Annotated in this window: 31 protein-coding genes and 1 CRISPR repeat array; of the genes, 25 read left to right on the top strand and 6 right to left on the bottom strand. The window is 69.0% G+C overall.

Translation table 11 applies throughout. The features are described 5' to 3' along the window. Nucleotides 1-14: 14 nt before the first annotated feature. From ACIBVQ_RS11935 to ACIBVQ_RS11860, 16 genes are all read left to right on the top strand, one after another. Entirely contained in the window at nt 15-416 is a 402-nt protein-coding gene (locus tag ACIBVQ_RS11935) for an ATPase (protein WP_399177202.1), read from the top strand. Between the two features lie 280 nt (nt 417-696). Continuing rightward, nucleotides 697-1284: a hypothetical protein gene (locus tag ACIBVQ_RS11930; RefSeq protein WP_399177200.1), complete on the top strand. Its 588-nt coding sequence runs from the start codon at nt 697-699 to the stop codon at nt 1282-1284. Nucleotides 1285-1301: 17 nt separating this feature from the next. Beyond that, entirely contained in the window at nt 1302-1472 is a 171-nt protein-coding gene (locus ACIBVQ_RS11925; protein ID WP_362774792.1) for a hypothetical protein, read from the top strand. 104 nt (nt 1473-1576) lie between these two features. Continuing rightward, nucleotides 1577-2128: a WhiB family transcriptional regulator gene (locus ACIBVQ_RS11920; RefSeq protein ID WP_399177198.1), complete on the top strand. Its 552-nt coding sequence runs from the start codon at nt 1577-1579 to the stop codon at nt 2126-2128. A 1-nt stretch (nt 2129) separates the two neighbouring features. Beyond that, nucleotides 2130-2408: a hypothetical protein gene (locus ACIBVQ_RS11915; RefSeq protein WP_399177196.1), complete on the top strand. Its 279-nt coding sequence runs from the start codon at nt 2130-2132 to the stop codon at nt 2406-2408. A gap of 168 nt (nt 2409-2576) precedes the next feature. Next, complete coding sequence (locus tag ACIBVQ_RS11910; RefSeq protein ID WP_399177194.1) at nt 2577-3050, top strand: hypothetical protein; 474 nt, start codon at nt 2577-2579, stop codon at nt 3048-3050. Further along, entirely contained in the window at nt 3047-3295 is a 249-nt protein-coding gene (locus ACIBVQ_RS11905; RefSeq protein ID WP_399177192.1) for a hypothetical protein, read from the top strand. Before ACIBVQ_RS11910 ends, ACIBVQ_RS11905 begins: the two co-directional genes overlap by 4 nt. After that, entirely contained in the window at nt 3292-4335 is a 1044-nt protein-coding gene (locus ACIBVQ_RS11900; RefSeq protein WP_399177190.1) for a hypothetical protein, read from the top strand. The genes ACIBVQ_RS11905 and ACIBVQ_RS11900 overlap by 4 nt, the downstream gene beginning before the upstream one ends. Continuing rightward, nucleotides 4335-4619, top strand: a complete 285-nt coding sequence (locus ACIBVQ_RS11895) for a hypothetical protein (protein ID WP_399177189.1) — start codon at nt 4335-4337, stop codon at nt 4617-4619. The genes ACIBVQ_RS11900 and ACIBVQ_RS11895 overlap by 1 nt, the downstream gene beginning before the upstream one ends. Further along, a complete protein-coding gene (locus tag ACIBVQ_RS11890) occupies nt 4619-6358 on the top strand; it encodes a hypothetical protein (protein WP_399177187.1) in 1740 nt (579 codons plus the stop codon). The genes ACIBVQ_RS11895 and ACIBVQ_RS11890 overlap by 1 nt, the downstream gene beginning before the upstream one ends. 44 nt (nt 6359-6402) lie before the next feature. Next, complete coding sequence (locus ACIBVQ_RS11885; protein WP_399177185.1) at nt 6403-8583, top strand: hypothetical protein; 2181 nt, start codon at nt 6403-6405, stop codon at nt 8581-8583. A 300-nt stretch (nt 8584-8883) separates the two neighbouring features. After that, a complete protein-coding gene (locus ACIBVQ_RS11880) occupies nt 8884-9159 on the top strand; it encodes a hypothetical protein (protein WP_399177183.1) in 276 nt (91 codons plus the stop codon). A gap of 15 nt (nt 9160-9174) precedes the next feature. Further along, nucleotides 9175-10083 (top strand): bifunctional DNA primase/polymerase, encoded by a 909-nt coding sequence (locus ACIBVQ_RS11875; protein WP_399177181.1) that lies wholly within the window; start codon nt 9175-9177, stop codon nt 10081-10083. Beyond that, on the top strand, nt 10080-11681 hold the full coding sequence (locus tag ACIBVQ_RS11870; protein WP_399177179.1) for a hypothetical protein: 1602 nt from the start codon (nt 10080-10082) through the stop codon (nt 11679-11681). Before ACIBVQ_RS11875 ends, ACIBVQ_RS11870 begins: the two co-directional genes overlap by 4 nt. A gap of 301 nt (nt 11682-11982) precedes the next feature. Beyond that, a complete protein-coding gene (locus ACIBVQ_RS11865) occupies nt 11983-12231 on the top strand; it encodes a helix-turn-helix transcriptional regulator (RefSeq protein ID WP_399177177.1) in 249 nt (82 codons plus the stop codon). After that, nucleotides 12231-13616, top strand: a complete 1386-nt coding sequence (locus tag ACIBVQ_RS11860) for a tyrosine-type recombinase/integrase (protein WP_399177176.1) — start codon at nt 12231-12233, stop codon at nt 13614-13616. Before ACIBVQ_RS11865 ends, ACIBVQ_RS11860 begins: the two co-directional genes overlap by 1 nt. A 304-nt stretch (nt 13617-13920) precedes the next feature. Here the strand turns inward: ACIBVQ_RS11860 and ACIBVQ_RS11855 are convergent, their stop codons facing one another. The 6 genes from ACIBVQ_RS11855 to ACIBVQ_RS11830 all read right to left on the bottom strand — a co-directional run bounded on the left by ACIBVQ_RS11855 (nt 13921) and on the right by ACIBVQ_RS11830 (nt 21509). Continuing rightward, nucleotides 13921-15054 (bottom strand): serine hydrolase domain-containing protein, encoded by a 1134-nt coding sequence (locus ACIBVQ_RS11855; RefSeq protein WP_399177173.1) that lies wholly within the window; start codon nt 15052-15054, stop codon nt 13921-13923. A gap of 124 nt (nt 15055-15178) precedes the next feature. Further along, a complete protein-coding gene (locus ACIBVQ_RS11850) occupies nt 15179-16606 on the bottom strand; it encodes an Ig-like domain-containing protein (protein ID WP_399177171.1) in 1428 nt (475 codons plus the stop codon). A 257-nt stretch (nt 16607-16863) separates the two neighbouring features. After that, nucleotides 16864-17562, bottom strand: coding sequence for an HNH endonuclease family protein (locus ACIBVQ_RS11845; RefSeq protein WP_399177169.1), 699 nt, complete (start codon nt 17560-17562; stop codon nt 16864-16866). 438 nt (nt 17563-18000) lie between these two features. Then, nucleotides 18001-18759: direct repeats of the CRISPR family, unit length 19 nt; unit sequence GTTGCGAACCCTCGTAGGG. Nucleotides 18760-19456: 697 nt separating this feature from the next. After that, nucleotides 19457-20110 (bottom strand): HAD family hydrolase, encoded by a 654-nt coding sequence (locus ACIBVQ_RS11840; RefSeq protein ID WP_399177167.1) that lies wholly within the window; start codon nt 20108-20110, stop codon nt 19457-19459. An 11-nt stretch (nt 20111-20121) separates the two neighbouring features. Continuing rightward, on the bottom strand, nt 20122-20655 hold the full coding sequence (locus ACIBVQ_RS11835; RefSeq protein ID WP_399177165.1) for a guanylate kinase: 534 nt from the start codon (nt 20653-20655) through the stop codon (nt 20122-20124). Further along, a complete protein-coding gene (locus ACIBVQ_RS11830; protein WP_399177163.1) occupies nt 20655-21509 on the bottom strand; it encodes a GntR family transcriptional regulator in 855 nt (284 codons plus the stop codon). Before ACIBVQ_RS11830 ends, ACIBVQ_RS11835 begins: the two co-directional genes overlap by 1 nt. A 362-nt stretch (nt 21510-21871) precedes the next feature. Here ACIBVQ_RS11830 and ACIBVQ_RS11825 point away from each other — a divergent pair, with 362 nt between their 5' ends. The 9 genes from ACIBVQ_RS11825 (at nt 21872) to ACIBVQ_RS11785 (ending at nt 25223) form a co-directional block, all read left to right on the top strand. Further along, nucleotides 21872-22705 (top strand): DUF4097 family beta strand repeat-containing protein, encoded by an 834-nt coding sequence (locus ACIBVQ_RS11825; protein WP_399177161.1) that lies wholly within the window; start codon nt 21872-21874, stop codon nt 22703-22705. Nucleotides 22706-22720: 15 nt separating this feature from the next. Continuing rightward, nucleotides 22721-22891, top strand: coding sequence for a hypothetical protein (locus ACIBVQ_RS11820; protein ID WP_399177159.1), 171 nt, complete (start codon nt 22721-22723; stop codon nt 22889-22891). A gap of 159 nt (nt 22892-23050) precedes the next feature. After that, a complete protein-coding gene (locus ACIBVQ_RS11815; RefSeq protein WP_399177157.1) occupies nt 23051-23185 on the top strand; it encodes a hypothetical protein in 135 nt (44 codons plus the stop codon). A 10-nt stretch (nt 23186-23195) separates the two neighbouring features. Continuing rightward, entirely contained in the window at nt 23196-23366 is a 171-nt protein-coding gene (locus ACIBVQ_RS11810) for a hypothetical protein (RefSeq protein WP_399177155.1), read from the top strand. A 105-nt stretch (nt 23367-23471) separates the two neighbouring features. Continuing rightward, complete coding sequence (locus ACIBVQ_RS11805) at nt 23472-24041, top strand: WhiB family transcriptional regulator (protein WP_399177153.1); 570 nt, start codon at nt 23472-23474, stop codon at nt 24039-24041. A gap of 1 nt (nt 24042) precedes the next feature. Next, nucleotides 24043-24333, top strand: a complete 291-nt coding sequence (locus tag ACIBVQ_RS11800) for a hypothetical protein (protein WP_399177151.1) — start codon at nt 24043-24045, stop codon at nt 24331-24333. Between the two features lie 2 nt (nt 24334-24335). Beyond that, complete coding sequence (locus tag ACIBVQ_RS11795) at nt 24336-24506, top strand: hypothetical protein (protein ID WP_399177149.1); 171 nt, start codon at nt 24336-24338, stop codon at nt 24504-24506. A 1-nt stretch (nt 24507) separates the two neighbouring features. Further along, nucleotides 24508-24978 carry a hypothetical protein gene (locus ACIBVQ_RS11790; RefSeq protein ID WP_399177147.1) on the top strand — a complete coding sequence of 157 codons (471 nt, stop codon included), beginning with the start codon at nt 24508-24510 and terminating at the stop codon, nt 24976-24978. Continuing rightward, nucleotides 24975-25223 carry a hypothetical protein gene (locus ACIBVQ_RS11785; RefSeq protein WP_399177145.1) on the top strand — a complete coding sequence of 83 codons (249 nt, stop codon included), beginning with the start codon at nt 24975-24977 and terminating at the stop codon, nt 25221-25223. Before ACIBVQ_RS11790 ends, ACIBVQ_RS11785 begins: the two co-directional genes overlap by 4 nt. Nucleotides 25224-25261 lie beyond the last annotated feature (38 nt).

Here is a 25261-nt window from a genome sequence, read left to right as displayed (position 1 = left end):
GGAGCACGACCGCCATGACAAGAACTTCACTCGACGACGTGCAAGTTCGCGTTGAATCGTTCGGCTACCTTCACAAGAAGCCACCGATGGCGCATCTGATCATCGACCTGCGTCAGCACTTCCGGGACCCGCACGTCAGCCCCGAACTGCGCCACATGACCGCTCACGACGAACCGGTGTATGTCGCTGTTTTGGCCACGCCAGGCATCGCCGCGTTGGTCGAGGCCACCGTAGCTGCAGCGACCGCGTTCACTCGTGGCCCCAGTTCCGGAGTAGTGGTCATCGCTGCCGGATGCGCTGGTGGCCGTCACCGCGCTCCCGTCTTCGCCACGGCCCTGACCCGGCGTCTGCAGCAGGACGGCATGACCGTCGCTCTTGCCCACCGTGACTTCAGCAAACCCGTGGTGCACCGCTAAATCAACAACGGTCTTAGCCCCGATGGTCGTAAGGCAGGGTTCGACTCCCTACCGGGGCGCTCCGGCCAAACCGGCTGGCGCATCACACGATTCCGTTCTCAGGGGCGGCCCCTATCCGCCAAGACACAAGGCCGCCCCCCTACTCCTCGACAAGGAGCACATCAATCATGTCCCATCGAACGACTCCGCCCAACCCGCTCCGGGGCCCCTGTCACTGCTGCGGCGGTGAGGGGTGGATGACCTCCACCCAGAAGTGCGGGGTGTGCGAAGGCACCGGCCAGTGCGGCAGGCAGCGGTGAGCAACCTGCGGCACGCTTACCTCAACTGGCGGCCCGTCGGTCACCTTCCCGGCTGCCGCCGTCTCGCCTGGGACGTGCAGACTCTGCGCCTGGAGCGGCCCGGCGGGATGAGTGAGCTGGGGATGCGGGCGGTGTGCTGGTCGTGTGGCACCGTCCACGACCTCACCGCCCACATCGCTCCCGACACCGACACCGACCCCAATCCCGATGTCGACGAGATGCGGTCGGAGGCACACCTGCGGCTGACCGCGACCTGGGTCACCGGCTACGGCCAGCCCGCCCTGCGGTCGGCTGGGCTGTGGCTGCACCCCGGCCCGGCCGTCCTGCGCCGCATCGACACCCCGCCGGACCCGGTCGGCTACCTGGTCACCACCGCCCCCGCCACCCCCCGCACCGCCGCCGACGTCACCGGGTTCATCACCCGCCGCCGCGGCCCGCGAGGCGGAACGGTGTGGGGAGCGGGCGTCGGCTACGACCCGCCCACCGTCACCCGGCACGGCCTGCCCTCCCGGACAGCTGCGGCCCGCTGGATCGCCGCCACCATCACCGCTCAGACCACCCGCCCGTAACCGCGAAGGAGCACGTCATGGGCAAGAAAGTCGACTTCGCCGTGTACCGGACCAACCACGACGCCCAGTTCACGATGGCCTACACCTGCGTGTGCGGTCAGCCGACCATCGGCTACAGCGACGATCTCAAGGGCCTGTTCACCGGCGAGTGCGCCAACGGCCACTCCTCCACCGTGATGGCCAGCTGACCGTCCAGGCCCTCAGAACCAACCCGGGGCGGCGCACATCCGCCAAGACCCACGCCGCCCCGGTCTCCCTTTCCACTCTTCAGTAGTCAGGAGTTCTCGCCATCATGGCAAATCTCGTTCGCCTGCACACCACCGACTCGAACCACATGGTGGGGGTTGAGCCCATCACCGACGGACTTCGTCTGCGGGACCCGTCCCTGCCCGCGAACGCGCGTCTGGCCGTGGTCGAGCGCACCGATGGCCGGTTCGGCACGGTGTGCACCACCGACGTGACCAACCGCAGCGGCGCCGACCTGGGCGCCGTCGCCCGTGTCTACGCCGACGCCTACGGTGCCCGACTCGCGCTGCCCCTGCACCCGTCCCGGATGACGGATGAGCAGCTCGCCGCCGCTTGGCGCATCGAGGGCGAGCCGCCGGTCCCCGAGTGCGCCTACGACCCCGAGATGCACACCGGTCCCGGCTCCGAGCAGGGCGCCGAGGCGCCCGGCGAGCAGGCCACTCGCGAGGAGATCGCCCGCGAGGTCTGCGCCACCTGCCCCGCGCTTCTGCTGTGCGGCCTGTACGCCGCCGAGGTTCATCCCTCCTCCGGGATCTGGGCGGGCCGTACGCCCGAGCAGGTCGACCAGGCGGCCGAGTTCAAGCAGCGGGTGGCCTGACATGGAACAGCGCTACTTCTCCGTCCTGGCCCCGGCGCCGTGGAACAAGTCCGGCACGACCCGCGTCACGGTGCGCACCGGCGGCTCGTACGCGGTGTACCTGTGCGTCGGTAACGCCCGGCTCGGCCTGAACGCCGACGAGGCGTGGGCGCTGTGGACCGCGATGGGCACCGCCCTGGCCACCACCTTCGGCCCCATCCCCGACTGGGCCGCCCAGCAGGTCACCGGCAAGCCCACCCCCACCACCTCCGCCCCGGCCAGCGACCATGAGGAGGGGTGAACATGGCCCGCTTCCAGTGTTCGGCCTGCTCGCGCCGCCACAGCGCGCTGACCGGGTGCACGCGGTGCCACACCACCGGCCCGCAGATCCAGCGCTGCCACACACACGGCGCCCGCCGCCTGCATCAGTGCCGTACCTGCCGCGGCCTGGCCCGTTCGGGGGGTTGAGATGTTCCTGCCCCTGCTGACCGACCCGGCCGGGCTGTTCGCCGCCCTGACCGGTCTGCGTCTGCCCCACGGCTCGTATGTGATCTGCGGATCGGCCGCGCTGTATGTGCGCGGCCTGCGCACCCACATCAATGACCTCGACGTGCTGGCCATCGGCCCGGCCTGGACCATCGCCACCACACTCGGCACCCCCCGCCCGGCCCCTTCCGGGCACGGCCAGGTGATTCACCACCCGCACGCCGACATCGAGATCTTCGACCGGTGGACGCCCGGATGGTCGAGTGACCGCCTGATCGCCACCGCCGACATCATCGACGGCCTGCCCTTCATGCGCCTGGGCGACGTCCTGGCCTGGAAGCGCGCCGCGCTCCGCCCCAAGGACCTGCCCGACATCGCCGCCGTGTCCGCCCTCTACCGGATGTGGACCGGCCACCGCGACACCTGCCCCGTTCTCGCGCCGGAGGTACACCGATGAGCCACCAGCCCGAAGCCCCCACGACCGTGCCGTTCCTGATCATCCTGACCATCTCCCAGCCGATGCACAGCGGAGGGTTCGAGCAGTGGACCCTCATGAGGACGCTCGACGTGGGCCGCCGCTCGACCCGGGAGGGCCTGCTGTCCTGGGCGCTGGACCAGATGCCGGGCAAGGGACACGGCGCGAACGTCCTGTTCTTCTCCGCTGAGCCCAACGCCCTGCCCCGGCCGGGGGTGACGGCATGAACACCATCCCCACCCCCTCCCCGGAACCGTCCCCGGAAGAGATCGCCCAGGGGCTGGCCGAGATCGAGCGTTACGCCGCCGGGGCCGCCGCCCTCCGCGACCCGGCCCCGGCCGACGACCCGGTTCCCCCGATGGCCCCGGCTGAGGAGGACGGTGAGACCCGGCGGGTTCGTGAGCTGCGCGCCCGGGTCGCCGAGTCCCGTCGCCTGGTCGAGCTGCAGGCCGACAATGCGCCGCTGCTGGTCGATACCGCCCGGGTGCGTAAGCGCCGCGCGAGGGTGGCCGAAGCTGCGCGGCTGTACGCGCTAAGCCAGGACCCCACAACCCTGGCCTGGACCGATGCCCGCATGCGGCGCATCAGCACGGTCATGGCGATGTCGGCCGCGACCATCGCCCTGGGCATCTCCTCCATCGGCGTGCAGGCCAGCGTCGCCAAGGGGCTCGCCCTCGACGCCGGGACGGCAGGTTGGTGGGCGGCCTTCGGCGTCGAACCGGTCCTGAGTCTGCCCCTGCTGGCCGCCGTCGCCGTTCAGGCCTACGCCGCGATGCGCGGCAAGCCGGTCGATCGCAGCAGCCCGCACGGCCGCAAGCTGTTCAAAGCCGAAGCCCTGCTGCTCGGGCTGACGCTTGTGCTCAACTGCTGGCCCGCGCTCCAGTGGTCCGGGTTCGACCTGCTGCCGCTGCTCGTGCACGCGCTGGGGCCGCTCGGCGCGGTGACCGCGATCTGGTTGCTGCCGACCCTGTGGTCGGTCCTGGCGACCCTGCCCGCCCCCGGCCTTTCAGAGGCCCTTACCGGCGCCCTTACTGGCCTTACGTACAGGGAAAACACCCCTCCGGAAGGCCCGGCCGAGGACGATTCCGGTAACCCCGGTAAGGGAGACGGTAAGGCCGACTTCGCTCCCGAGCTGGCCGAGACGCGACGGCTGATCGACGCCGGGCACCTGCCGCCGTTCCCCAGCGCCGCCGCGATCCGCCGGGCGCTGCGGTGCGGCACAGACGTCGCCCGCGCCGTCCGCGACACACTGGTCGGGGGCGCGTGATGGCCACCACCGCGCCCGCGCCGGTCCGGCACCGGCCGACGATCACCCGCACCGCCGGTCAGGTCAGCACCATCTACCGGTTCGTGTGCCTCTGCGGGGCGACCGGTGAGGAGCAGGCCGCCCGCCGCATGGCCCTGATGGACCTGAACCAGCACGTCCTGTCCCTGCCGCGCGTTCCGGCCGACCAGCAGTGCCGCACCCCGCGCACCCACGGCCGGTCGCCGTGGGAACCGTGCGGCCTGTGCGCGGACCAGACCTCCCTGTTCGATCTGGAGGTGAGCTGATGAGCGACACCGAGACCGCCACCCCGACCGGCCCAGCTCCCGCTGACGCCGACCCCGTCGAGCCGACCGAACCCCCCACCCCGGCCCCGGCTGAGCCGTCCGCCCCCGAACCTGCCCCAGCCAGGGAGCGCCCCGAGGGCATCCCTGCTGCACATCTGGCCACGGGCGGGCTGTCCGGTGGCGCGGTGGCGCTGGGCGCCATCTACCAGATGCTGGGCCTGCCCGGTCTGGTGGGCGGTGCGGTGCTGGCCGGGGGCGGCACCGTGGCCTACCTGCGCCACCGCTACCACAAGAACACCCGCCGGGGCGGTCACCAGCCTGGCCCGTCACGGTCGTCGTCCCACAGCGGTTCCTCTGGACGCCGGACCCGGGGCGGGGTGGCCAGCGCGTTGTTCAGCGGTGGCCACTCGCCAGGTGGCCGTTCGTCGGGCCGTTCCGGCGGCCGGGGCGGGGGCTTGTTCGGCGGGTCCTCCGGAGGACGTGGCGCTGGTCGTTCCCTGTTCGGCAAGGGCGGCCGGGGCGGTCTGCTGGGCGGTTCGGGTCGAGGTTCGGGCGGCTCCGGCAGTGGCCGGACGAAGGCAGGCAAGACCCCGAAGGCCCCGGCCGGGCGGGGCGCCGCGCAAAAGGCCGGCGCCGCTACCCGGACGGCCGGGCGGGCCTTCGGCCACCGTGCCCGCAAGGTCGGGGGCGGTGCCATCCAGCAGACCCGCAAGGCCGCGGCCTGGGCGAACAAGGCCACCAAGGGCAAGGCGGGCAAGGCGTTCGGCCACGCGGGGCGTCTGGCCCGCGCGGGTGGCCGGGCAGCTGCACGCCATGCCAAGAAGGCCGGGGCGTGGGTGGACCGCCGTAGCGGACGCCGCTACTCGGCGGCCTGGAAAGCCATCCGCGAGGCCAAGGGGTTTCGTGCCGCCCGCCGCCGGGGCGCCGCGGTGCTGGGCGGCCGGGCCGCTCCGCTGACCGCGAGCGTGATGGCTCTGCTGGCCTGGATCGTCGGCCGCTACAAGGCCCGCAAAGCCGCCCGCACCGCCGACACCACCGAACCCACCGAGACTCCCGCCGACGACCCCACCCCCGGCCCGACGGCCGACACCCCCGCCGACGACACCACGACCGACGCCGAGAGCCCCGGCGTGGTGCACGGCGGTGAGGGCGAACTGCCCATCACCGCGACCGTCACCTGTCCCCGCTGCCAAGCGACGCACACGATCACCGTCGCACGGGTCGGTGACACGCACACCGTCGAGTGCCCGTGCGGCTACCGCATCCGCTTCACCCGCCACCCCAACCAGGCCACCCCAACCCCGACCACCTCGACCCCGACCGGCGCCCCCACGGGTCCAGCCCCGACCACCGCACCAACCACCGCACCGACCGCCTTCAGGAGGAGAACCGTGAGCAACAACCCCCTGGCCGCTGCGACCGCCGAGCTGAACGGCGCCGCCTCTGGCTACGCCCCGGACGACATGTGGACGGTCGCCCGGGAGATCGAGCAGCTTCCCGAGATCCCCGCCAACGTCGCCCTGGCCCTGCGGACGTACACCATGCGGCTGCAGTCGGGTGAGTACCCGATTGAGGCGCCTGTGGGGGAGGCGCTGCACGACCTGTACGCCGCGATGGCCCAGCTCGTTCCCCTCGCTGAGCAGGTCGTCACCGTCTTCCGCACCGTCCACGCCGCCGACCTGGCCCGCGGGGATGCCCCCCGCACCGGCGAGCCGAAGTGGGACGTCGGCCGCATGTAGCCGCGGCGCGCCGCCCCTGACCGCATCGAGAAAGGAGAACGCTGGTGGGCACGACCACGGCCAAGAAACCCGCTGTCGATTGGTCCCTTCAACCGCGCGGCGCCATCTCGGCGACCGTGCAGGGCACGCTGGCCCTGGCCGCCGCCGCGACCGTCGGCCACGCGGTCGGGCTGTCGCCGCTGTGGGGTGGGGTGGCCACCGCTGCCGGGGCGCTGGGCACGGTCCTGGTCAGTGCCCACCACAACCACGGCCCGGCCACCCTGTTGTACCGGCTGGGCTGCTGGATCGGGGCCGGGTCCTGGTGGACCTACACCCTGGCCACCACCCCATGGACCCAAGAGGCATGGGCCTCGCTCGGCGTCGGCGCCCTGGTCGCCGGGATGACCGCCTCCATCGGCCGGGCGGCCCCCCGACCGGCCTCCGGCCGCCCCTCTTCGGCGCTGGTGCTGCGCTCCACGGCCCGGCTGGGCATCGAGTGGGAGGGGCGGATTCAACGGATCTGCCGGGTGGCGGTCACCGTGACCGACGTCGCCACCTGGCCCAACGGCGCCGGATACGACGTGTTCCTGACCCTGCCGCCCAGCGGCGCCACCAGGAATGACCTGGCCAACCGCGCCGAATCCCTGGCCACCTCCGCTGACCTGCCCGAAGGATGCAGCGTCGAAGTCCTCGGAGTGGAAGGCCAAGGGCGGTCCCGGGTGGTGCTGCGCGTCTCCACCGTCAACCGGCTGGCTCAGACGGTCGGCTACCCGGCCGACTACAGCCCCCGCTCGATCCTCGACCCGATCGTGTTGGGCGAGTACCCCAACAGCGACCCGGCCGGGGCCGAGGTGCGCGAGGAGGCCGGGCTGATCTCCGGCAAACGCGGTTCGGGTAAGACCACCCTGCTGCAGGACATCTCGGTCGCACTGGGGCGCTGCCGCGACAACCTCGTCTGGCACCTCGACCTCAACGGGGGCGGCCTGACCCAGCCCTGGGTGGACGTCTGGCTCGACGGCCGGGTGCGCCGCTGCCCGATCGACTGGGCCGCCCCGAACCTGGCCGAAGGCAAGGTCATGCTCGCCGCCGGGATCGCGATCGCCAAGCACCGCAAGGCCAGTTACCGCAAGCTCAAGCGGCAGCACAACACCAACCTGCTGCCCGTCAGTGCCGACCTGCCCCAGATCACGATCATCATCGACGAAGGCGCCCAGGCCGTCGGCGACCGGGACCTGTGCAAGCTGGTCGAGGAACTGCAGAACATCGGCCGCAACGAGGCCGTCAACATCGTCCTCTCCGCCCTGCGACCGACCGGCGACCTGGTGCCGGTCAACATGCGCAAGCAGTCCGGCGTCCGCATCCAGATGTATGGGCCTGACCAGGAAGAACTCAGTCACATGTTCGGCTGGACGACCGGCGGCAAGCTCAGCATGGAACAACTCGCGGGCAAAGGGACCGGCTTCCTGTCCCTGGACGGCTCGACCCCGCGACCGTTCCGGGCCTACAACATCCTTCCTCAGCAGATCGAGGAGGCAGCCCTGGCCGTAGCCAGCATCCGCCCCGACCTGGATGCCGCATCCGCTCAGGCCGCCGGACCGGCCTACGCCGCCCGCTACGGCCGGATGCGCCGGACGTTCACCGACCGCGCCCACCACACCGACGACCACGACGAGGAGGAGACCCTGAACCTGCCCGCCGTCCCGCCCGGCAACGCCGTCGAGCGCCCGGCCGGGCGTCACCTGACCATGTTGCCCGGCGGGGCCGACGCCAGCACCTGGGCCGACCCCCTGACCCTGATCCAACGCCGCCCGGCCCCCGCCTCGATGGCGGACGCCGCCAACTGGCCCGACCCACGCCGCCCCCTGCGCGCCGAACAGATCCACCCCATCGGCCCCGGCGACGGCAACGGAACTCCGACCGCGCCGGAGGACGTGGCGCCAATCCCGGAAATTGTCCGGCGCTCCCTCCTCGTCTTCTCACAGCTGCGCACCGACCGACTGCACAGCGCGGAACTTGCCGAAGCGCTGGGGATCGTCTCCGACAGCAGCGACGGCCCTCGGCCGGACGCCCAAGCGCTGGCCGACCTGCTGCGCCCGCTGGGAGTCTCCCCGTTGGCCACCCCCTTCCTGAGAGGCGGTCAACGGGGTCGCGGGTACGAGCGTGGACACCTGGAGACGGCTGCGGAGCGTATCCGCTGCGGCCAGATCGAGGTGCCCGCCGAGGTCGCTTCCTGGCCAGCCGCGTAGGTGTGTGGGCCACACGTGTGGCCCACACACCCCCACACGTGTGGCCCACACACCCGCCTGACCAGGCAAAACAAGGGGGTGTGTGGGGGGTGTGCGGGGGCAACGAACCCCCTGGATTTCCCGCCCGGAAGGCCCTGACCCCCCTTCCCCTCATCCCCTGTGTGGGCCACACACCCCACACACCCCCACCCCACCGGCCCCGGAACCCCCTCTCCACCTGAATCACTCAGCGTGACCGCAAGCCGGGTTTGATCACCCATCTCTTCTCTTCCGTCACCGCCGTCGAAGGTCGTGGTTCGCATGCCCAAAGCCGCCTTACCGGCCCTGCTCGCCCTTGCCGCCGTCACCGTCTTCCACCTGACCACGTTCCTCCTCCTGCTCGTGCCGCTGCTGGCCGCCGCCCTCCTCGGCTACCGGCGACTGCTGACCCGACGCCCGTATGCCACCTGTCGCCCCTGCCGCGGCACCGGCTACCGCCGAAGCGCCCTGATCTACCGCTCCAACGGCCGATGCCCCAACTGCACCGGCATCGGCGAACGCGCCCGCCCCGGCGCCCGACTGCTCAATGTCCACTGACCTGACAGGAGACCCGTGACGCTCCCGCCTTCTGACCAGCTGCGCTACGCACTGGCCGCCGCCGCCCGCGGCTGGGCGGTCTTCCCCGTCGCCATCGGCGACAAGACACCGCTGCCCGGGTTCCGGTGGAAGCGGCACGCCACCACCAACCCCGAGGTGATCAGCCGGATCTGGGCGCGCCGACCGTTCAACATCGGCATCTCCTGCGGCCCCTCCAAGCTGGTCGTGATCGACCTCGACCTGCCCAAGCCCGGCGAACCCGTCCCCGCCCAGTGGCAGCGGCCCGGGGTGGCCGATGGCGCCGACGTGTTCGCGCTCCTGTGCGAACAGGCCGGGCAGCCGGTGCCGTGGGAGACCTTCTCCGTCCGCACCAGGAAGGGCGGAACCCACCTGTACTTCACCGCCCCACCCGACCTCACCCTGACCAACACCTCCGGCGAGGCGGGCAACGGCCTGGGCTGGCGAATCGACACCCGCGCAGAGGGCGGATACGTCGTCGGCCCCGGCAGCTACGTGAACCTTCCCGACGGCTCCGGATGGTACGAACCCCTCCACACCGCCGACCCGGCCCCGCTGCCCGGCTGGCTGACCGAACGACTACGCCCCGCCCCCCTCCCGCCCCAGCGGCCCGTCGTGGTCGAACTGCGCTCCGGGCGCCGGGGCGCGTACCTGACGGCGGCCATCCGCGCCAGCCTGACCGCCCTGGCCTCGACCACCGCCCACACCAACCGCAACGCCACCCTCTACGGCGCCGCCGTCGCCCTCGGGCAACTCGTCGCCGGAGGCGCCCTGCCCGAGGGCGAGGTCACCCAGTTGCTGACCGACGCCGCCATCCGTACGGGCCTATCTGAGGGTGAGGCCCGCCGTACCATCGCCTCCGGTTTCCGCGCCGGGGCTCGACGACCCCGGAGCGTTCCCGCATGACCAGCACCACCCCTACCACGCCCAAGCAGCCCGAGCAGGACACGCCCCAGGTGCAGGTCGGGTCCGGCCCAGAAACCATCCGGGTCCTCAAACGACGCCTGGCCGATGGACTACTGCCCGACACCTACGTCTCCGGCGGCGCCCTGGTGCACATGGAGACCATCTCCGGCGGCCACGCCTCCCCAGCGGCTGACGAGGATTCGCCGCTGCCGACCACCGCCAGCCCGATCACCCCCGCCACCCTGGCCGGGCTGCTCGCCGAGCACGCCTACGTCTACCGGATGCGCTCCCGCAAGGACGCCTCCGGCGGGAGCGAGCTGGTCGAGGAGGAGGTCACCCCACCCCGGGAGATCCTGGCCTCGGTCCTGGCGGGCAAGACCTGGCCTCACCTGCCGCCGCTGCGCGGCGTGATCGGCGCCCCGATCCTCCGCCGCGACGGCACCCTCCTGCAGAAGCCCGGCTACGACCCGGCGACCGGCCTGTACCTGGCCTCCAAGGTCGCGTTGCCGCCGGTCCCCGACCGGCCCACCGCCCAGCAGGTGCGCGAGGCCAGGTCGTTCCTGCTGAACCGGTTCCTGCGGGACTTCCCCTGGGCGAGCCCGGCTGACCGCGCCAACTACCTGGCCCTGCTGGCCACGCCAATCCTGCGGCACTTCACCCGGTCGCTGACCCCGTTCGCGATGATCGACGCCACCATGCCCGCCTCCGGCAAATCCATCCTGACCGGCGGCCCCGGCATGCTCTACGGCCAGCGCATCATGCCCTGGGTCGACGCCGAGGAAGAACTCCGCAAGAGCATCACCGCGGTGCTGGCCGAGCAGGTCGGCGTGGTCATCTGGGACAACCTCCCCGAAGGCACCGTCATCGACTCCGCAACCCTGGCCCTGCTGGTGACCGCCGGAGTGTGGTCGGACCGGCAGCTGGGCGCCTCCCGCAACGTCGCCGTCGTCAACGACCGGTTGTGGATGGCCACCGGCAACAACCTCCAGGTCGGCGGCGACATGGCCTCCCGTACGGTGCGGGTGCACCTCGACCCGAACATGCCCCGCCCCGACCAGCGCGACCAGAGCACGTTCGGCATCCCTCACCTCGACCAGTGGATTACCGTGCCGGGCAACCAGATGACCGTCCTGTGGCACCTGCTCATCCTGGTCCTCGACTGGACCGGCCAGGGCGCCCCCCGATCCGCCGGAATGGCCATGCGCCAGTTCACCCCCTGGACCCAAGCCCTGGGCGGATTCCTCGCCCACCACGGCATTGAAGGGTTCCTGACCAACGCCGCCGACGTGCGCGACATCGACGAGGACGAGAGCCGCTGGAGGGCGTTCCTGTCCTGCTGGCACCGCCAGCACGGCCAGCAGCCCATGACCGCCGCCGACCTCCGGAAAAGCGGCGAGCCGGACCGGGTCGGCTTCGAAGAGGTCGACCGGTGGGACGGCCAGTTCATCACCACCTCCTCCGGGCGGCTGCCCAACGCCCTGTCCCTGGGACGGCTGCTGACCGGCCAGATCGGCCGGTGGCGCGGCGAGTACGTGATCCGCTCGGGCAAGAGCGACCGCGGCGACCGCAACGTCTTCTGGGTCGAGCACCACACCTGACCCCGGCTCCGCACCCACTGCGGACTGAAAAGCGCTGAAACATCTCCGCATCTCCGCAACTCCGCAGACAGCCCATCTACCTGCACAAACGCTTGCGGAGATAGAGACCGGCCTCGGAGTTCCATCTCCGCAGCTCCGCACCGGCTGCGGAGATGGAGATCGTTTGCGGAGATGGACGCACTCCGGAACTTTCTATCTCCGCAAGCATTCCCGCAGCTCAGAGGCGCCTTTGCGGAGATGCGGAGATGCGGAGATGTTTCAGCCCTCCCCACAACAGCCACACAGCTTCCCACTCCTCGCGATGCCCAGCCCCTCGACCACACCCGCCACCGACCACGGAACCGGAAGGACACGCCCTATGCCCAGGGCCAGCGCCAAAAAGATCACCGTTGACTACATCTGCGAAGACCTCGGTATCAGTCGGTCCACCTTCTACGACTGGCGCACCAAGGGCCGCGCCCCCAAGTGCACCAAGCTTCCCAACGGGGACCTGCGCATCTACCTGTCCGATTATGAGAACTGGCTCGAAGCCCTGGAGAGCGCCGCTTGATGAACACCACCTACGACGTGCGCGTATGGCGCGTTCTCACGAACAGGAATAAGGGTGGGAACACCTACACCGCCCGATGGGTCACCGCCGAGAAGTCATGGCGAGAAACGTTCACCACGCGAGCGCTCGCCGAGAGCTTCCGTGCCGAGCTGCTCACCGCGATTCGGCAGGGCAAGGCGTTCGACCTGGCTACGGGGCGACCCGCCGAGTACGCCGGACAGCGTGGCCAGTCGGTGACCTGGTGGGCGCTGATGTGTGAGTACGTTGACCACCGCTGGGACGACGCGGCCCCGAACACTCGCCGTTCCATCGCTGATGCTCTGGCCACCGCCACGCTTTCCCTGGTCGCTTCCGGGGCTGGGAAACCGTCCAAGCCGGACATTCGCCGGGCTGTGTCCAAGTGGGCTGCACACAAGCCGCGCCGTACCGCCGGGGAGATGCCAAAGGACATCGCCCGCGCCGTCGCGTGGCTGGAGAAGAACACGGTTCCCGTGGCCGCCTTGGCCGATGAGGCCGTGATCCTGGGAACGCTGAAAGGCATTTCCCGGACCCTGACAGGAAAGACCGCCTCGGGAACCACCATTGCCCGTAAGCGCGCGGTCTTCTACAACGTGCTGGATTACGCGGTGAGCCCCGCGAAGCTGCTAAGCAACAACCCGCTGATCAACGTGAAGTGGAAGAGACCGAAGATCGCCGAGGAGATCTCTCCCCGCCGCGTGGTCAATCCGCAGCAGGCCGAAGCGCTGTTGACCGCGGTCGGGAAGACCATGGATCAGCTGACCGCGTTCTTCGCTGCCATGTACTACGCGGCCTTGCGCCCCGCGGAAGCCGTGGGCCTCACCCTCGACGAGATCGACCTCCCGGCCCCTGGGAACGGCGATGAATGGGGGTGGTTCCTGCTGGGCGATTCCGCCCCGGCTGTGGGAGCCGACTGGACAGGAAACGGCCAGCGCCGGGAATCACGGGAACTTAAACACCGGGCGCGCAAGGCCGTACGGCCGGTGCCGATCCCGCCGCCCCTGGTCGCCGTCCTCCGAAGCCACATCGCCAAGCACGGCGTGAGCCCGGATGGTCATCTGTTCGTCGGCGAGCGAGGCGGCCCGCTGTCCGAGAGCGTCTACGGGCGCGTCTGGCAGAAGGCTCGTACGGCTGCGCTGGGTGAGGCAGAGGCCGCCTCACCGCTCGCCGAGCGGCCGTACGATCTGCGACACGCCTGCGTGTCCACATGGCTCAACGCCGGGGTGCCCGCAACCCAGGTCGCCGAGTGGGCGGGGCACAGTGTGAACGTGCTTTTGCGGGTCTACGCCAAGTGCATCGTGGGTCAGGATGCGACCGCCCGGAAGCTCATCAGCGCGGCGCTGAGGGCGTCTCATGCCGCCGACTGACGCCGACGCGCATACGACGCGGACGCCCGTAGAACGCCGTTGACGACCGGGGACAGCCGGACATGACGAAAGAGCCCTTGACCGGCATCTCTGCTGGTCAGGGGCTCTTTTCGCTGCTGGTGGCAGGTGCAGGACTTGAACCTGCGTAGGCTGAGCCGACGGTTTTACAGACCCGACGCAAACCACCCCTGAGCTGCGACCTCTCCTCCGCGCTCCGCCGCAGGGAACACATTGGGAACAGGCGCCTCATGGCCGCCCCCGAAACGGACATTGCACGCCGCCACCACCGAGGCGGGCTTGTCCGTCAGCCGCAGAATTCGGCGTTCAGGGCCTGGTTCATGGCCTGGTCGACGGCGGCGTCGTTCGAGGAGGGAAGGGCGGTGGCGGCGACGGTGATGCCGCGGCGGTCACTGTGGAAGCTGTAGGTCGCGTAGCCGGGGATGTGTCCCTTGTGCCCCCAGACGGTGGTACCGCAGGTGAGGGTGAGTCTCATCAGGCCCAGGCCGTAGGCGAAGCCGGGGGCGACCGGGACGGTCCGCTTCATCTGGGCGAGCGAACCGGAGGACAGGACCCGGCCGTGGAGCAGCCGGTCGAAGAAGCGGTTGACGTCGGAGGCGGTGGAGACGAGGGCGCCCGCGGCCCAGGCGTTGGAGGGGTTGAAGGCGGTGATGTCCTCGGGGCGGTTGTTCTCGTCGCGCATGTAGCCGTGCGGGTGGGGGCCGACGATGGTGCGGGCGGTGGTGGGCAGGGTGGTGGCGGGCAGGCCCTGCGGGGCGAGCAGGCGGGTGAAGAGGGCGATGGACAGGCTCCGGCCGGTGATCTTCTCGATCAGCAGGCCGAGGGCGGCGTAACCGGTGTTGGAGTAGGCCCAGCGGACACCCGGGTCGGAGGTGGGCGGCAGACCGGTGCCGATGCCGATCAGCTGACGGGGGGTGTAGGTGGTGGCGGCCAGACGGCGCAGCCCGGCCGGGGTCTCCTCGAAGGTGGCGGCGTAGTCGGCGACACCGCTGGTGTGGTTGAGCAGCATCCGGACGGTGACCCGGTCACCGTGGGGCAGCAGGCCGGGCAAGTGCCGGTCGATGGGGTCGTCCAGGGCGAGCTTGTTCTGGTCGGCGAGCTTGAGGATCAGGGCGGCGACGAAGGTCTTGGTGACGCTGCCGATGCGCCAGCGCCCGTCACGCGGGACGGAGGCGTGGGTGCGCAGATCGCCGGTGCCCGCGGTGCCGCTCCAGCGGCCGTCCTCGTCGTAGGTCTCGGCCAGGGCGCCGGGGGCCCCGGCGGCGACGATCGCGTCGAGGGCGGCCTGGACCGCCTGCTGCCGGGCGAGCTGGACGACGGACTGGACGGCGGCCGGCGGCTGGGCGAGGGCCGGAGCGGACGGCAAGAGCGGCGACAACGCGGCAGTGAGCAGCAACGGCAGGACAACACGAGGTTTCACAGAAAAGCTCCTTCACCGGGTCTTCGCGGCCGGGTGGCGGTGAAGACCGTTCATGGAAAGCCCCCGGGGCGGCCTGCCGCTGGTGTGCGGTTCGCCCCGGGGGTGGTCGGGTCGTGCGGGCGTGTCAGTTCATGGGGCGGCAGGGCGGAGTCTGGAAGACCACGCCGTCCAGGAAGTTGCCGATCGCCGCGTTGCCGCCGGCGGCAGAGACCGACTCGAAGGCGAAACGGGTGACGGTCTGCCCGGCGGGCACGACGTAGGTGCCGGTGTAGTGGCCCCAGGCGGTGTTGCCGTCGGAGATCTCCGGCGAGGAGGCCCCGTTCGGGGTCTGCGGGACGGTCGCGGCCGGGGTGCCGATGCGGACCCGCATCACGTCGGTTCCCGACCGGCCCCGGTGATACAGCGACCAGGTCATCGTGGTGCCGGGAACGGTGGGCACGTCCTGGTAGAGGGTGGAGGCCTGGTTGGCGTTGAGCTCGGCGAACTGCTGCCCGTCAGCGGCCGGGACGCCCTGGAAGCCGGAGTTCCACAGCTCCACCTGGCGGTCGGAGGCGGTGGTGTGCCAGCCGATGGCCGGGTTGGCCGAGGCGTCGGGCAGGATCTGGTACCCGCCGGTGATCCGCGGGGTCTCGAAGCTGCCGTTGACAAGATTGATCGGCTCGCGGGCGCAGGTGACGTTGACGGTGACGGTGGCGGTGCTGGTTCCGCAGGCGGTGGTGATGGTGTAGGTGAAGGTGTCGGTGCCGCCCAGACCGGGGTTGGGCTTGTAGATGACGGTGTTGCCGGAGATCGTCGCGGTGCCGTGGCGGGGCTGGGTCACGCTGGTGATCGTCGGCGCGGTCCCGGTGTCGTTGGCCAGCACGGGCACGGTGACGGCGGTGGCTTCGGCGGTGGTGGCGGTGTCGTTGACGGCGTTGGTGGGCGAGATGGAGTTGCCGTTGACGATCCGGATCGGCGGGGCCTGGGTGTTGTTGCCGAGCTGGCCGGGAAGGGCGATGACGCTGCTGATCGCCGTCGGCCGGATGGTCATGCTCCGCCCGACGGTGCCCGGCTTGACGCGGAAGGTGATGACCTTCGCCGCCGGGTCGGTCTTGGAGCCGGGCGAGGTGATCGACAGGGTGTTGCCGCTGATGACGCCCACCCCGGACTGGGAGACGACGGTGGCGTTGGCCAGCAGGGAGGAGATGTCCCAGCTGGTGGTGTAGGAGCGCACCACGAAGGGCCACTTGGCGGTCTGGTGGCGCAGGGTGAGGGTGAAGGTGCTACCCGGGGCGATCTGCCCGCCCCACAGGGACGGGGAGGTGGTGACCGAGATGTTCCCGTTGCCGAGCCGGAAGCCGATGATGTTCTTCCAGTAGTACTCGACGGGGTAGTTGTGCTGCCCCGGCCGGACGCACTGCGTGTTGGCGGTCTGCGTGACGGCCTGGTACGCGCCGTCGGCGGCGTGCGCCGAGGTGGTGGTCACGGCCTGGGTGCCCGAGGCGGCCAGCAGCGCCGTCAGGGTGTAGGCCAGCGCGGCGAGTGCGGACCGGGATCGGTGTGGCAACAACACGAAGAACTCCGCTCTGTTGGGAGAGGTACGGTCGGACACCCGGACCGCCGGGTCACTGTTTCCGGCGTCCGGACGATTTCGAGGTGTGTTCGCAGATGGCGCGGTGTGCCGCCTTCGCAGGCATCGGCCGCCGATCGTTTTCCGCATCACGTCGTTGACCGCGATCGGGTGCTCACGAGGGGCGCTGTGCCGGGTGCGGGGTGGCGGATCACGTCGAAGGCGCGCGCTCGCCACCGGCGGTCACGAACGGCCGACGGCTACGGGCTTGGGGGCTCGGCCGAGTCGGGCAGCGTCGCGTCGGGGCACTCGACGGCCAGCGCCGTCAGGGCGGCCTTCTCCCGCTCGTCGACGGACAGATTCCACCGCCGCTTGACCGCGGTCCACTCGGCGGCATACCGGCACCGCGCGTCCGGGTAAGGCGGCATCCAGTCGGCCGGGTCCTTGTCGGCTTTCGATCTGTTGGACCGGGCGGTCACCGCGACCAAGTGGAAGGAGTCGTCCAGGAAGTTGGCGTAGTCCTGCCGCTGCTGCGCGGTCCAGGTGGAGGCCCCGCTATCCCATGCCTCGGCCAACGGGACCAAGTGGTCCACGTCCAGGCCGGAGGAGCCCTCCACGGTCTGGTTGTCGTAGTAGGAGTACCAGACTCCGCCACCGAGGCGGCAGCCCGGTTCGACGGTGGGCGGGGTGATGGCTTCGGCCAGGAGGACTTCGGCCCTGGTGTTGCAGCCGTTGCCGTCCGCGTCGATCCAGTGCTTGAAAGACGATCTTTGGTAGCCGGTACGGTCCTCGACCGCCTCCGGTAGGTCGGCCACCGCCTGGCTCAGCAGTACCTGCTGCGCGGCGGAGGAGAGGTGAGCGGGGGCGGGAGACGATGCGGCCAATGCCGAGCCGGGGGCACCGGTCAGGGCGAGGGCCAGGGCTGCGGTGGTGAGCAGCAGTGTGCGCCGTGGGGGCATGAAACTCCAACCAGAGACCAGAGTTACACAGGGTGCTAGAACAGATACGAACGGTAGTTGTTCGTGATCAGAGGCGCACTACCGGCACGGTGACATTGACCTTTCGCCCGATGCTTCGGGTCAACGCCCTTCTGGGTTCCTCCGCCTCCTGGCGCACCGACCCCTCTGGAGACAGCGACGGCCGCGCCGATGGTCCACCGCCAGGCCAAAAGCGAAGCCGACGGCCCGGATCGGTATGAACCCAGGAGGCCGGGGCCTGAGCGCCCAGAGAGCCTGGCTGGCAGTTTTACAGAGCCCTGTCTAATGAGGCGCTGCGCAGTACTTGACGTGCCAAAACGCAGCAGCGACGAGCGGCCAAGCACTTATGGCGACGCGCATACGACACAGCCCTTCCCAAAGACTGGCATCAGCTGGCGTTGCCGACCCCGACTTCTTAGCGCTGCGAACCCTTGTAGAGCTGATGAGGACTTCCGCTGCATCCTCGGCCAGCTGTTCGGCAACTTGTTGCGAACCCTCGTAGGGCTGATGAGGACGACAGCGCGGGCGGGTACCTGGTGCCGTTCCAGCTGTTGCGAACCCTTGTAGGGTTGATGAGGACCGGCGTTCGAGCTTGAGGCCGAGGTGACCTCGCCGCTGTTGCGAACCCTCGTAGGGCTGATGAGAACCTGGTCGAGGCCGTCCACCTGAGCATCACCACCTTGTTGCGAACCCTCGTAGGGGCGATGAGGACCAGTCGTTTGCTGCGCTCGTACATCCTGTAGCTGACGGTGTTGCGAACCCTCGTAGGGGCGATGAGGACCAGTTCGCCAGCCCCGACACCGTCCGCATCACGGTGTTGCGAACCCTCGTAGGGCCGATGAGGACCAGTTCCCAAAGTGATCAAGTCCCTGAACTCAAGATGTTGCGAACCCTCGTAGGGCCGATGAGGACCTGAAGCAAAACGGTATCTCGCAGACCTGTAAGCGTGGAAAGTTGCGAACCCTCGTAGGGGCGATGAGGACTGGGCGGCAATCAAGGGCATCCCTGACCCGCGAGAGTTGCGAACCCTCGTAGGGGTGATGAGGACGAATGGGAGGACGGCCAGCCGGTCCTCATCCTGTCGTTGCGAACCCTCGTAGGGGTGATGAGGACGCCACGTCCAGGCGCTCGCCCTCTCGCCTGAAGAGTGTTGCGAACCCTCGTAGGGGTGATGAGGACCCCAATGTAAAGCTGCAGATCAGCGGTCAGATCATTGGGGAGATCTGAGGCTGTTTTTCAGCGGACCTCCGGTAGTGCAGAAACCCCGGGAGGTTCGCTGAAAATCTTCGGTGCTCATCTTGCCACGGGGGCGGGCCAGTTGCCTTGCTATGACCCGAATCTGAAGAGGGTCTCTGGGCCGGGAGCTATCGGCTTGCCTGGCACCGGCAGGGCAGCGTCGTCAAGCTCCTGGTGACCCGATCAACGTGGGCGAGCCTGCCCGACCCAAGGCAGAGGCGGCACGGCAGGGCAGCGGAGATCGCCGGATCGTGCCAGATGCGATGGTTCCACGCGGGAGGTGGTGTGGTCGGCGGTGGGGGTGGGTTCTCCTCGGGGTCGCCAGGGCCTCCTACGACGCCGCGCCCGTAGCAGCACATGCACTTCAGCACGTACCCCGGCAGGCTGCGGTCCTCGCCGGTCCCCGCGCACTCCGGGCAGGTGAGTGGATCGGTCATGTGGCGGTCTGCCATCCTGTGCCGCGGCAAGCGCGACACTTCACCCACACGGACTGCTTGGGACCGGTTCCGTTGCGGTCTTCCCAGTTACCGCCCTCACCCAGGCAGGCGCCGCATCGATGCCGCTGAGGGGCTTCCTCATCGTCATTGCTGGCCATGGCTCGACCGTACGCCGGACCTTCGCCGCCGTCACGCCGTTCACCTCACTGCTCTCGGTGCAGAACTTCCATCGCCTGGAGTACGTCTGCGACGACGTAGTCTGCCCCATGTTCACGACCGGGCCATTTCCCCTGGTCGATCCAAATCGTGCGGAGACCTGCTGTGCATCCCCCAGCGATGTCGGCTACAAGGTTGTCTCCGATCATCCACCCGCCCCCAACGCAGAGATCCATGCCGCATCGTTCGGCTGCGATCTCGAACAGCCTGCGATCTGGCTTGCGAATTCCCTCAATGCCCGAGAGCACATAGGCGTCCACTACCTCGGATAGCCCCGTCTGCTGAATCTTTCCGAGCTGGTTGTCTGCCGTCCCGTTAGTGACGATGGCTACTTTCCAGCCGGACGCGCGAAGTCGAAAAAGGCCGTCCTTGACCTCAGGTGGGCAGCGAACGAGGTACGGCATGCGCTGGCGGTACTGCCTCCACAGCTCTCCGGCCGGTTCAGACAGAGCGAAGTGTTCGCGAACCTTGGCGAAGAACACCTCACGATGGGGGTAGCCTTCCCGGTCTAACGACATCATCAGATCAACCGCTTCATAGCCCAATCCATGTAGATCAGCGAATTCGATTACCCACACCGCAAAGGCTCGATCCAAGTCGACAAGGGTGTTGTCCAGATCAAAGAGCGCAAGCCGCTGCATAAGCACGTATTTTACAGGTCCACAACCCTGCGAGCCTCAGCGTCGATCAGTTGCGCCGCTTTCTCGGGTGCAACCTTGGCTGTGTTAATGGCTAGGTCCGCACTGACGAGAGGATCTGTTGCATCCCAGGCATGCAGTCGCTCCGCTAGGTCGGTCGATCCGCGGGCGGTAATTCTTTCCTCAGCTACGTCCCGGGGACACCAAAGGGACACCACCAGCCACCTGTCAGGAATCAATTCGGTAATCCTGCTGACAGCTTCGACCTGTCCAAGGTGGACCACGGGAACTCCCCCTTCGAGGCTTTGTGTCAACCCGGGACGATCGACTACATATATAGCCCCGTATCGGCTGTTTTCCCAGATGACACCGCCCTCCTCCCGGAGTTCCGCAATGGCGGCATCGGTCGTGATGCGATATCCGCGAGTGCGGCCGCTTCCGGATTTGAGTCGGGCGAACGCCTGATACCGCCTATCAAGCTTTTCGAGTTCCGTCGTGATCGTGTCTTTCCCAGCCGCCGGGGGGCCGTAAAGGATGATGCCTGGCATCAGCCTTCCTTCGCATCGAGAATCTCCTTAAGGAGATTGCGTGCCTGATTCTGCAAGGGCTCGCTGGACACACTATTGTCGATCACGCTATGAGGAACAGCCGGACGGAATTCCACGTCAATGCTCGACAGGTAGCCGGGCCAATTCCCCAGCTTCGCTGCGTCACGTGCCGCACCCCGATGCCGGATATAGGTGTGCATGGTATTCGGGTCACAATATACCCAGACCAGCGATATTGTCGCACTTTTGGAAGCAAAGGAAGCTTCTGTCCGCGCTAGCCATGCGGCGTCATTAAACTCCCGAATGAACGGCGCGGTTGCAATGACGCTATTGCCACAGGCCAGATTCTCTTCCACTGCCGCCATCAGTGCTTCATACTCGCGAGGGCGTATTCTTGTGAAATATTCCTCGGATTCGCGGTCATTCGGGGAGAGGTCAAGAATCTCTAGGGCGGCTTCAACAACAGGGCGCGTAATCGTGTCCTTGTCGAGCATGGACCAGCCTGTTTCTCTAGCGAGAATCCTGCCCAGCTCGGTCTTTCCGCTGCCCGCATATCCGCCAATAATAATTACGTGCGGGTTTTGTGCGCGTAGGTCATTCCTGATTGTTTGATCAGGAGCGTTGACAACGCGCTTGGATCTGGACTTGTTGACCACGATGCCCTCTTCGGCCAGCACCTTCATGGCCTCGGTGATCGTGAAGACGCTAACCCCCCACTCCTGCGCCAGCTCACGTGATGACGGCAGCGCTTCGCCATGTCGAAGCACACCAGCCTCGATGTCGTTGCGGATGTTGCGGGCTACCTGCTGATGCAGGGACTGGGAGCGATTGAGCCGCTCTCGCGGGGTCGTCATGTGCCGATGATCCTTCCGCCGGTCGGGTGCACCACCAGCCTACCTATCAGTTGATAGGGGCGCATTTTCCCTGTTCAGAGGCCCAATAAAAAGATCTTGAGACCTAACAGTTGATAGATAAGCCATCCAACTGTTAGGTTCCTGGCGTAGCAAGCCCTGCACAGCCGGGAGCACTTGGAAGGCGGTCCGACGGGACCGCGCGCCACGCTGCCGGACCCGCTCTAGCCGACGGGCCAGACGCACCCGCGCACCTTGAGAACTCAACAGAGAAGCAAGAGGGCCACCGCCGCCCGACACAAGGCGGCCCGCGTGGGGCTTCGTCCCTGCGCTGACCATCATCCGTACTCCATCAAGGAGCACTCATGACCATGACCACACGGACCCTGTCCGTCCCGAGCCCGCCCGATCTCGTCTTCGAGCTGGCCATGCCCGACGGGTACGCCGAGGTGATCGCCGACGACATCGACCACGTCGAGATCACCCTTGAAGCTTCCGTCAACGGTTCGGCCGCCCGCGCCATCGCGGACGCCACCCTGACCACCCGCGGCTCCGCCGTACGCCTGAACCTCCCCGCCTCCGGGCGCGACACCGTGACCGTGATCAGCCGACACACGGTGGTCACCGGAACTGTGACCGGCCTGGTCATCGACGGGGCCGGGACGGTCATTCTCGGCGATGGCGCCGTTGTCGCCGGCCGTGGGGACGTGCGCGCCACGATCCGCCTGCCGCGCGGGTCGAACCTACGGGTGAAGACCCGTTCCGCCCGGGTCCTCACCTGCGGCTCCCTGGGCATCGTCGTTTTCGACAGCGTCTCCGGGACCCTGGACGTCGCTGAGGCTCACGCGCTCTCCGCGACCACCAAGTCCGGTGACGTGCGCGCCTCGAAGACGGACACGGCCAGCGTGCAGACCGTCTCCGGCAACATCCGGATGGGCCTCACTACGGTCGCCGTGCTGGGAACCACCAGCGGCGATATCAGCATCCGTGACTTCGGCGGGTCGGCCCGGCTGACCACCGTCTCCGGCGACATCACCGTGACCGCGACCCTGCCCGGCCGCCTCTGCGCCACCTCGACCTCCGGCAGCATCACCACCCTCGTCGCCCACGACATGCCCCCTCGCGCGCTGATCGTGGAGGCCCGTTCCGTCTCCGGCCGGGTGCTTGGCCCTCGCCGGAACTACGTCACGGCGCGCTGAACGGAGACCCGCCCCATGCACCCCTCCTCGCACCCCTGGCGTCGCGCGCTGGGTGTCCTCGTGATCGCGCTGGCGCTGTTCGTCGTGGTCCGTGACCCGGCGAAAGCCGCTGACCTCACCACGAGGGCCATCACCGGTCTCGGCGCCGTCGCGGAAAGCCTCGCGGCCTTCCTCACCAGCCTCTGACCCGCCCTAACGCTCTACCAGCCCCGATGGTCGAAAGGCAGGGTTCGACTCCCTGCCGGGGCGCTCCGGCCACCTGGCCGGTAACTCACACGGGGACGGCCTCCCCATCCTCCAAGACGTGAGGCCGCCCCCTTCGACTCCGTAAGGAGCGTACTCATCATGCTCCACCGAGCGACCCCGGCCAAGTCCGACAACTGCCCGTCGGACTGCCGCAACGGCCAGATCTGGAACCCCGGCACCGGCCCCTACCCCTGCCCCATATGCCAGGGCAACAACTCCGCGCAAGCCAGCTGAGGAGCACCTCATGGGTAAGAAAGTCGACTTCGCCGTGTACCGGACCAACCCCCACGCCCGGTTCACGATGGCCTACACCTGCTCGTGCGGTCAGCCGACCATCGGCTACAGCGACGACCTCAAGGGCCTGTACACCGGCGAGTGCGCCAACGGCCACATCTCCACCGTGATGGCCAGCTGACCCGCCCAACGCCCGTCACTGATCCGGGGCGGTGCGCACCCACCAAGAGCCGCACCGCCCCGGACAACCCCATCCCACCTTCAGTAGTCAGGAGTTCTCGCCATCATGGCAAACCTCGCGCGCCTGCACACCACCACCCCGAACCGCCACACGGTCGGGGTCGAGCCCATCACCGACGGCCTACGCCTGTGCGACCCGTCGTTGCCCGCCACGGCGCGTCTGGCCGTGGTCGAGCGCACCGACGGCCGGTTCGGCACGGTGTGCACCACCAACCTGACCAACCACAGCGGCACCGACCTGGGCGCCGTCGCCCGCGTCTACGCCGACGCCTACGGCGCCCAGGTCGCCCCGCCCCTGCACCCGTCCCGGATGACCGACGAGCAGCTCGACACGGCCTGGTGGGTCGAGGGCGAGCCGCCGGTCCCCGAGTGCGCCTACGACCCGCAGTTGCACACCGGCCCCGAGCACAGCGCCGAGACGCCCAGCGAACAGGCCGCCCGCGAGGAGATCGCCCGCGAGGTGTGCGCCACCTGCCCGGCGCGCCTGTTCTGCGGCCTGTACGCCGCTGAGGTCCGTCCCTCCTTCGGCATCTGGGCGGGCCGCACGCCCGAGCAGATCGCCGAGGACGCCGCCGACCTCGACCAGGCGGACGAGTTCGGACAGTGGGTGGCCTGACATGGAACAGCGCTACTTCTCCGTCCTGGCCCCGGCGCCGTGGAACAAGTCCGGTACGACCCGCGTCACGGTGCGCACCGGCGGCTCGTACGCGGTGTACCTGTGCGTCGGCAACGCCCGGCTCGGTCTGAACGCCGACGAGGCGTGGGCGCTGTGGATCGCGATGGGCACCGCCCTGGCCACCGCCTTCGGCCCCGTCCCCGACTGGGCCGCCCGGCAGGCCACCGGCAAACCCACCCCCACCACCTCCGCCCCAGCCCCAGCCCCAGCCAGCGACGACGAGGAGGGGTGAACATGGCCCGCTTCCAGTGTTCGGCCTGCTCGCGCCGTCACACCGCGCTGACCGGGTGCCCGCGCTGCTCGACCGGCCCCGGTGGCCAGGTCCAGCGCTGCCGCACCCACGGCGCCCGCCGCCTGCACGGCTGCCGTACCTGCCGCGGCCTGGCCCGTTCCTCCGGGGGTTGAGATGTTCCTGCCCCTGCTGACCGACCCGGCCGGGCTGTTCGCCACCCTGACCGGCCTGCGTCTGCCCCACGGCTCGTATGTGATCTGCGGATCGGCCGCGCTGTACGTGCGCGGCCTGCGCGACCGCATGGGCGACCTCGACGTGCTGGCCACCGGCCCGGCCTGGGACATCGCCACCACACTCGGCACCCCCCGCCCGGCCCCGTCCGGGCACGGCCAGGTCATCCACCACCCGCACGCCGACATCGAGGTCTTCGACCGGTGGACGCCCGGATGGTCGAGTGACCGGCTGATCGCCACCGCCGACACGATCGACGGCCTGCCCTTCATGCGCCTGGGTGACGTCCTGGCCTGGAAGCGCGCCGCGCTCCGCCCCAAGGACCTGCCCGACATCGCCGCCGTGTCCGCCCTCTACCGGATGTGGACCGGCCACCGCGACATCACCCGCCCCGTTCCGGAGGTGCACCGATGAGCCACCAGCCCGAAGCTCCCACGACCGTGCCGTTCCTGATCATCCTGACCATCTCCCAGCCGATGCACAGCGGAGGGTTCGAGCAGTGGACCCTCATGCGGACGCTCGACGTGGGCGGCCGATCGACCCGGGAGGGCCTGCTGTCCTGGGCGCTGGACCAGATGCCGGGCAAGGGGCACGGCGCGAACGTCCTGTTCTTCTCCGCTGAGCCCAACGTCCTGCCCCTGCCGGGGGCGACGGCATGAGCTTCCTCAGCACCCTGATCTGCGTCGTGGGTCTTTGG

The organism is Streptosporangium sp. NPDC049376 (assembly GCF_044466505.1).
GTDB lineage: Bacteria > Actinomycetota > Actinomycetes > Streptosporangiales > Streptosporangiaceae > Streptosporangium.
Note: the sequence above shows the minus strand (reverse complement) of the source record. Positions and strands in the feature narration are given on the sequence as shown.

Coding starts and splice junctions, on each gene's coding strand:
- ACIBVQ_RS11935 (WP_399177202.1), top strand. CDS start 15: ATGACAAGAACTTCACTCGACGACGTGCAAGTTCGCGTTGAATCGTTC.
- ACIBVQ_RS11925 (WP_362774792.1), top strand. CDS start 1,302: ATGGGCAAGAAAGTCGACTTCGCCGTGTACCGGACCAACCACGACGCC.
- ACIBVQ_RS11920 (WP_399177198.1), top strand. CDS start 1,577: ATGGCAAATCTCGTTCGCCTGCACACCACCGACTCGAACCACATGGTG.
- ACIBVQ_RS11915 (WP_399177196.1), top strand. CDS start 2,130: ATGGAACAGCGCTACTTCTCCGTCCTGGCCCCGGCGCCGTGGAACAAG.
- ACIBVQ_RS11910 (WP_399177194.1), top strand. CDS start 2,577: ATGTTCCTGCCCCTGCTGACCGACCCGGCCGGGCTGTTCGCCGCCCTG.
- ACIBVQ_RS11905 (WP_399177192.1), top strand. CDS start 3,047: ATGAGCCACCAGCCCGAAGCCCCCACGACCGTGCCGTTCCTGATCATC.
- ACIBVQ_RS11900 (WP_399177190.1), top strand. CDS start 3,292: ATGAACACCATCCCCACCCCCTCCCCGGAACCGTCCCCGGAAGAGATC.
- ACIBVQ_RS11895 (WP_399177189.1), top strand. CDS start 4,335: ATGGCCACCACCGCGCCCGCGCCGGTCCGGCACCGGCCGACGATCACC.
- ACIBVQ_RS11890 (WP_399177187.1), top strand. CDS start 4,619: ATGAGCGACACCGAGACCGCCACCCCGACCGGCCCAGCTCCCGCTGAC.
- ACIBVQ_RS11880 (WP_399177183.1), top strand. CDS start 8,884: ATGCCCAAAGCCGCCTTACCGGCCCTGCTCGCCCTTGCCGCCGTCACC.
- ACIBVQ_RS11870 (WP_399177179.1), top strand. CDS start 10,080: ATGACCAGCACCACCCCTACCACGCCCAAGCAGCCCGAGCAGGACACG.
- ACIBVQ_RS11865 (WP_399177177.1), top strand. CDS start 11,983: ATGCCCAGCCCCTCGACCACACCCGCCACCGACCACGGAACCGGAAGG.
- ACIBVQ_RS11860 (WP_399177176.1), top strand. CDS start 12,231: ATGAACACCACCTACGACGTGCGCGTATGGCGCGTTCTCACGAACAGG.
- ACIBVQ_RS11845 (WP_399177169.1), bottom strand. CDS start 17,562: ATGCCCCCACGGCGCACACTGCTGCTCACCACCGCAGCCCTGGCCCTC.
- ACIBVQ_RS11840 (WP_399177167.1), bottom strand. CDS start 20,110: ATGCAGCGGCTTGCGCTCTTTGATCTGGACAACACCCTTGTCGACTTG.
- ACIBVQ_RS11835 (WP_399177165.1), bottom strand. CDS start 20,655: ATGCCAGGCATCATCCTTTACGGCCCCCCGGCGGCTGGGAAAGACACG.
- ACIBVQ_RS11830 (WP_399177163.1), bottom strand. CDS start 21,509: ATGACGACCCCGCGAGAGCGGCTCAATCGCTCCCAGTCCCTGCATCAG.
- ACIBVQ_RS11825 (WP_399177161.1), top strand. CDS start 21,872: ATGACCATGACCACACGGACCCTGTCCGTCCCGAGCCCGCCCGATCTC.
- ACIBVQ_RS11820 (WP_399177159.1), top strand. CDS start 22,721: ATGCACCCCTCCTCGCACCCCTGGCGTCGCGCGCTGGGTGTCCTCGTG.
- ACIBVQ_RS11815 (WP_399177157.1), top strand. CDS start 23,051: ATGCTCCACCGAGCGACCCCGGCCAAGTCCGACAACTGCCCGTCGGAC.
- ACIBVQ_RS11810 (WP_399177155.1), top strand. CDS start 23,196: ATGGGTAAGAAAGTCGACTTCGCCGTGTACCGGACCAACCCCCACGCC.
- ACIBVQ_RS11805 (WP_399177153.1), top strand. CDS start 23,472: ATGGCAAACCTCGCGCGCCTGCACACCACCACCCCGAACCGCCACACG.
- ACIBVQ_RS11800 (WP_399177151.1), top strand. CDS start 24,043: ATGGAACAGCGCTACTTCTCCGTCCTGGCCCCGGCGCCGTGGAACAAG.
- ACIBVQ_RS11795 (WP_399177149.1), top strand. CDS start 24,336: ATGGCCCGCTTCCAGTGTTCGGCCTGCTCGCGCCGTCACACCGCGCTG.
- ACIBVQ_RS11790 (WP_399177147.1), top strand. CDS start 24,508: ATGTTCCTGCCCCTGCTGACCGACCCGGCCGGGCTGTTCGCCACCCTG.
- ACIBVQ_RS11785 (WP_399177145.1), top strand. CDS start 24,975: ATGAGCCACCAGCCCGAAGCTCCCACGACCGTGCCGTTCCTGATCATC.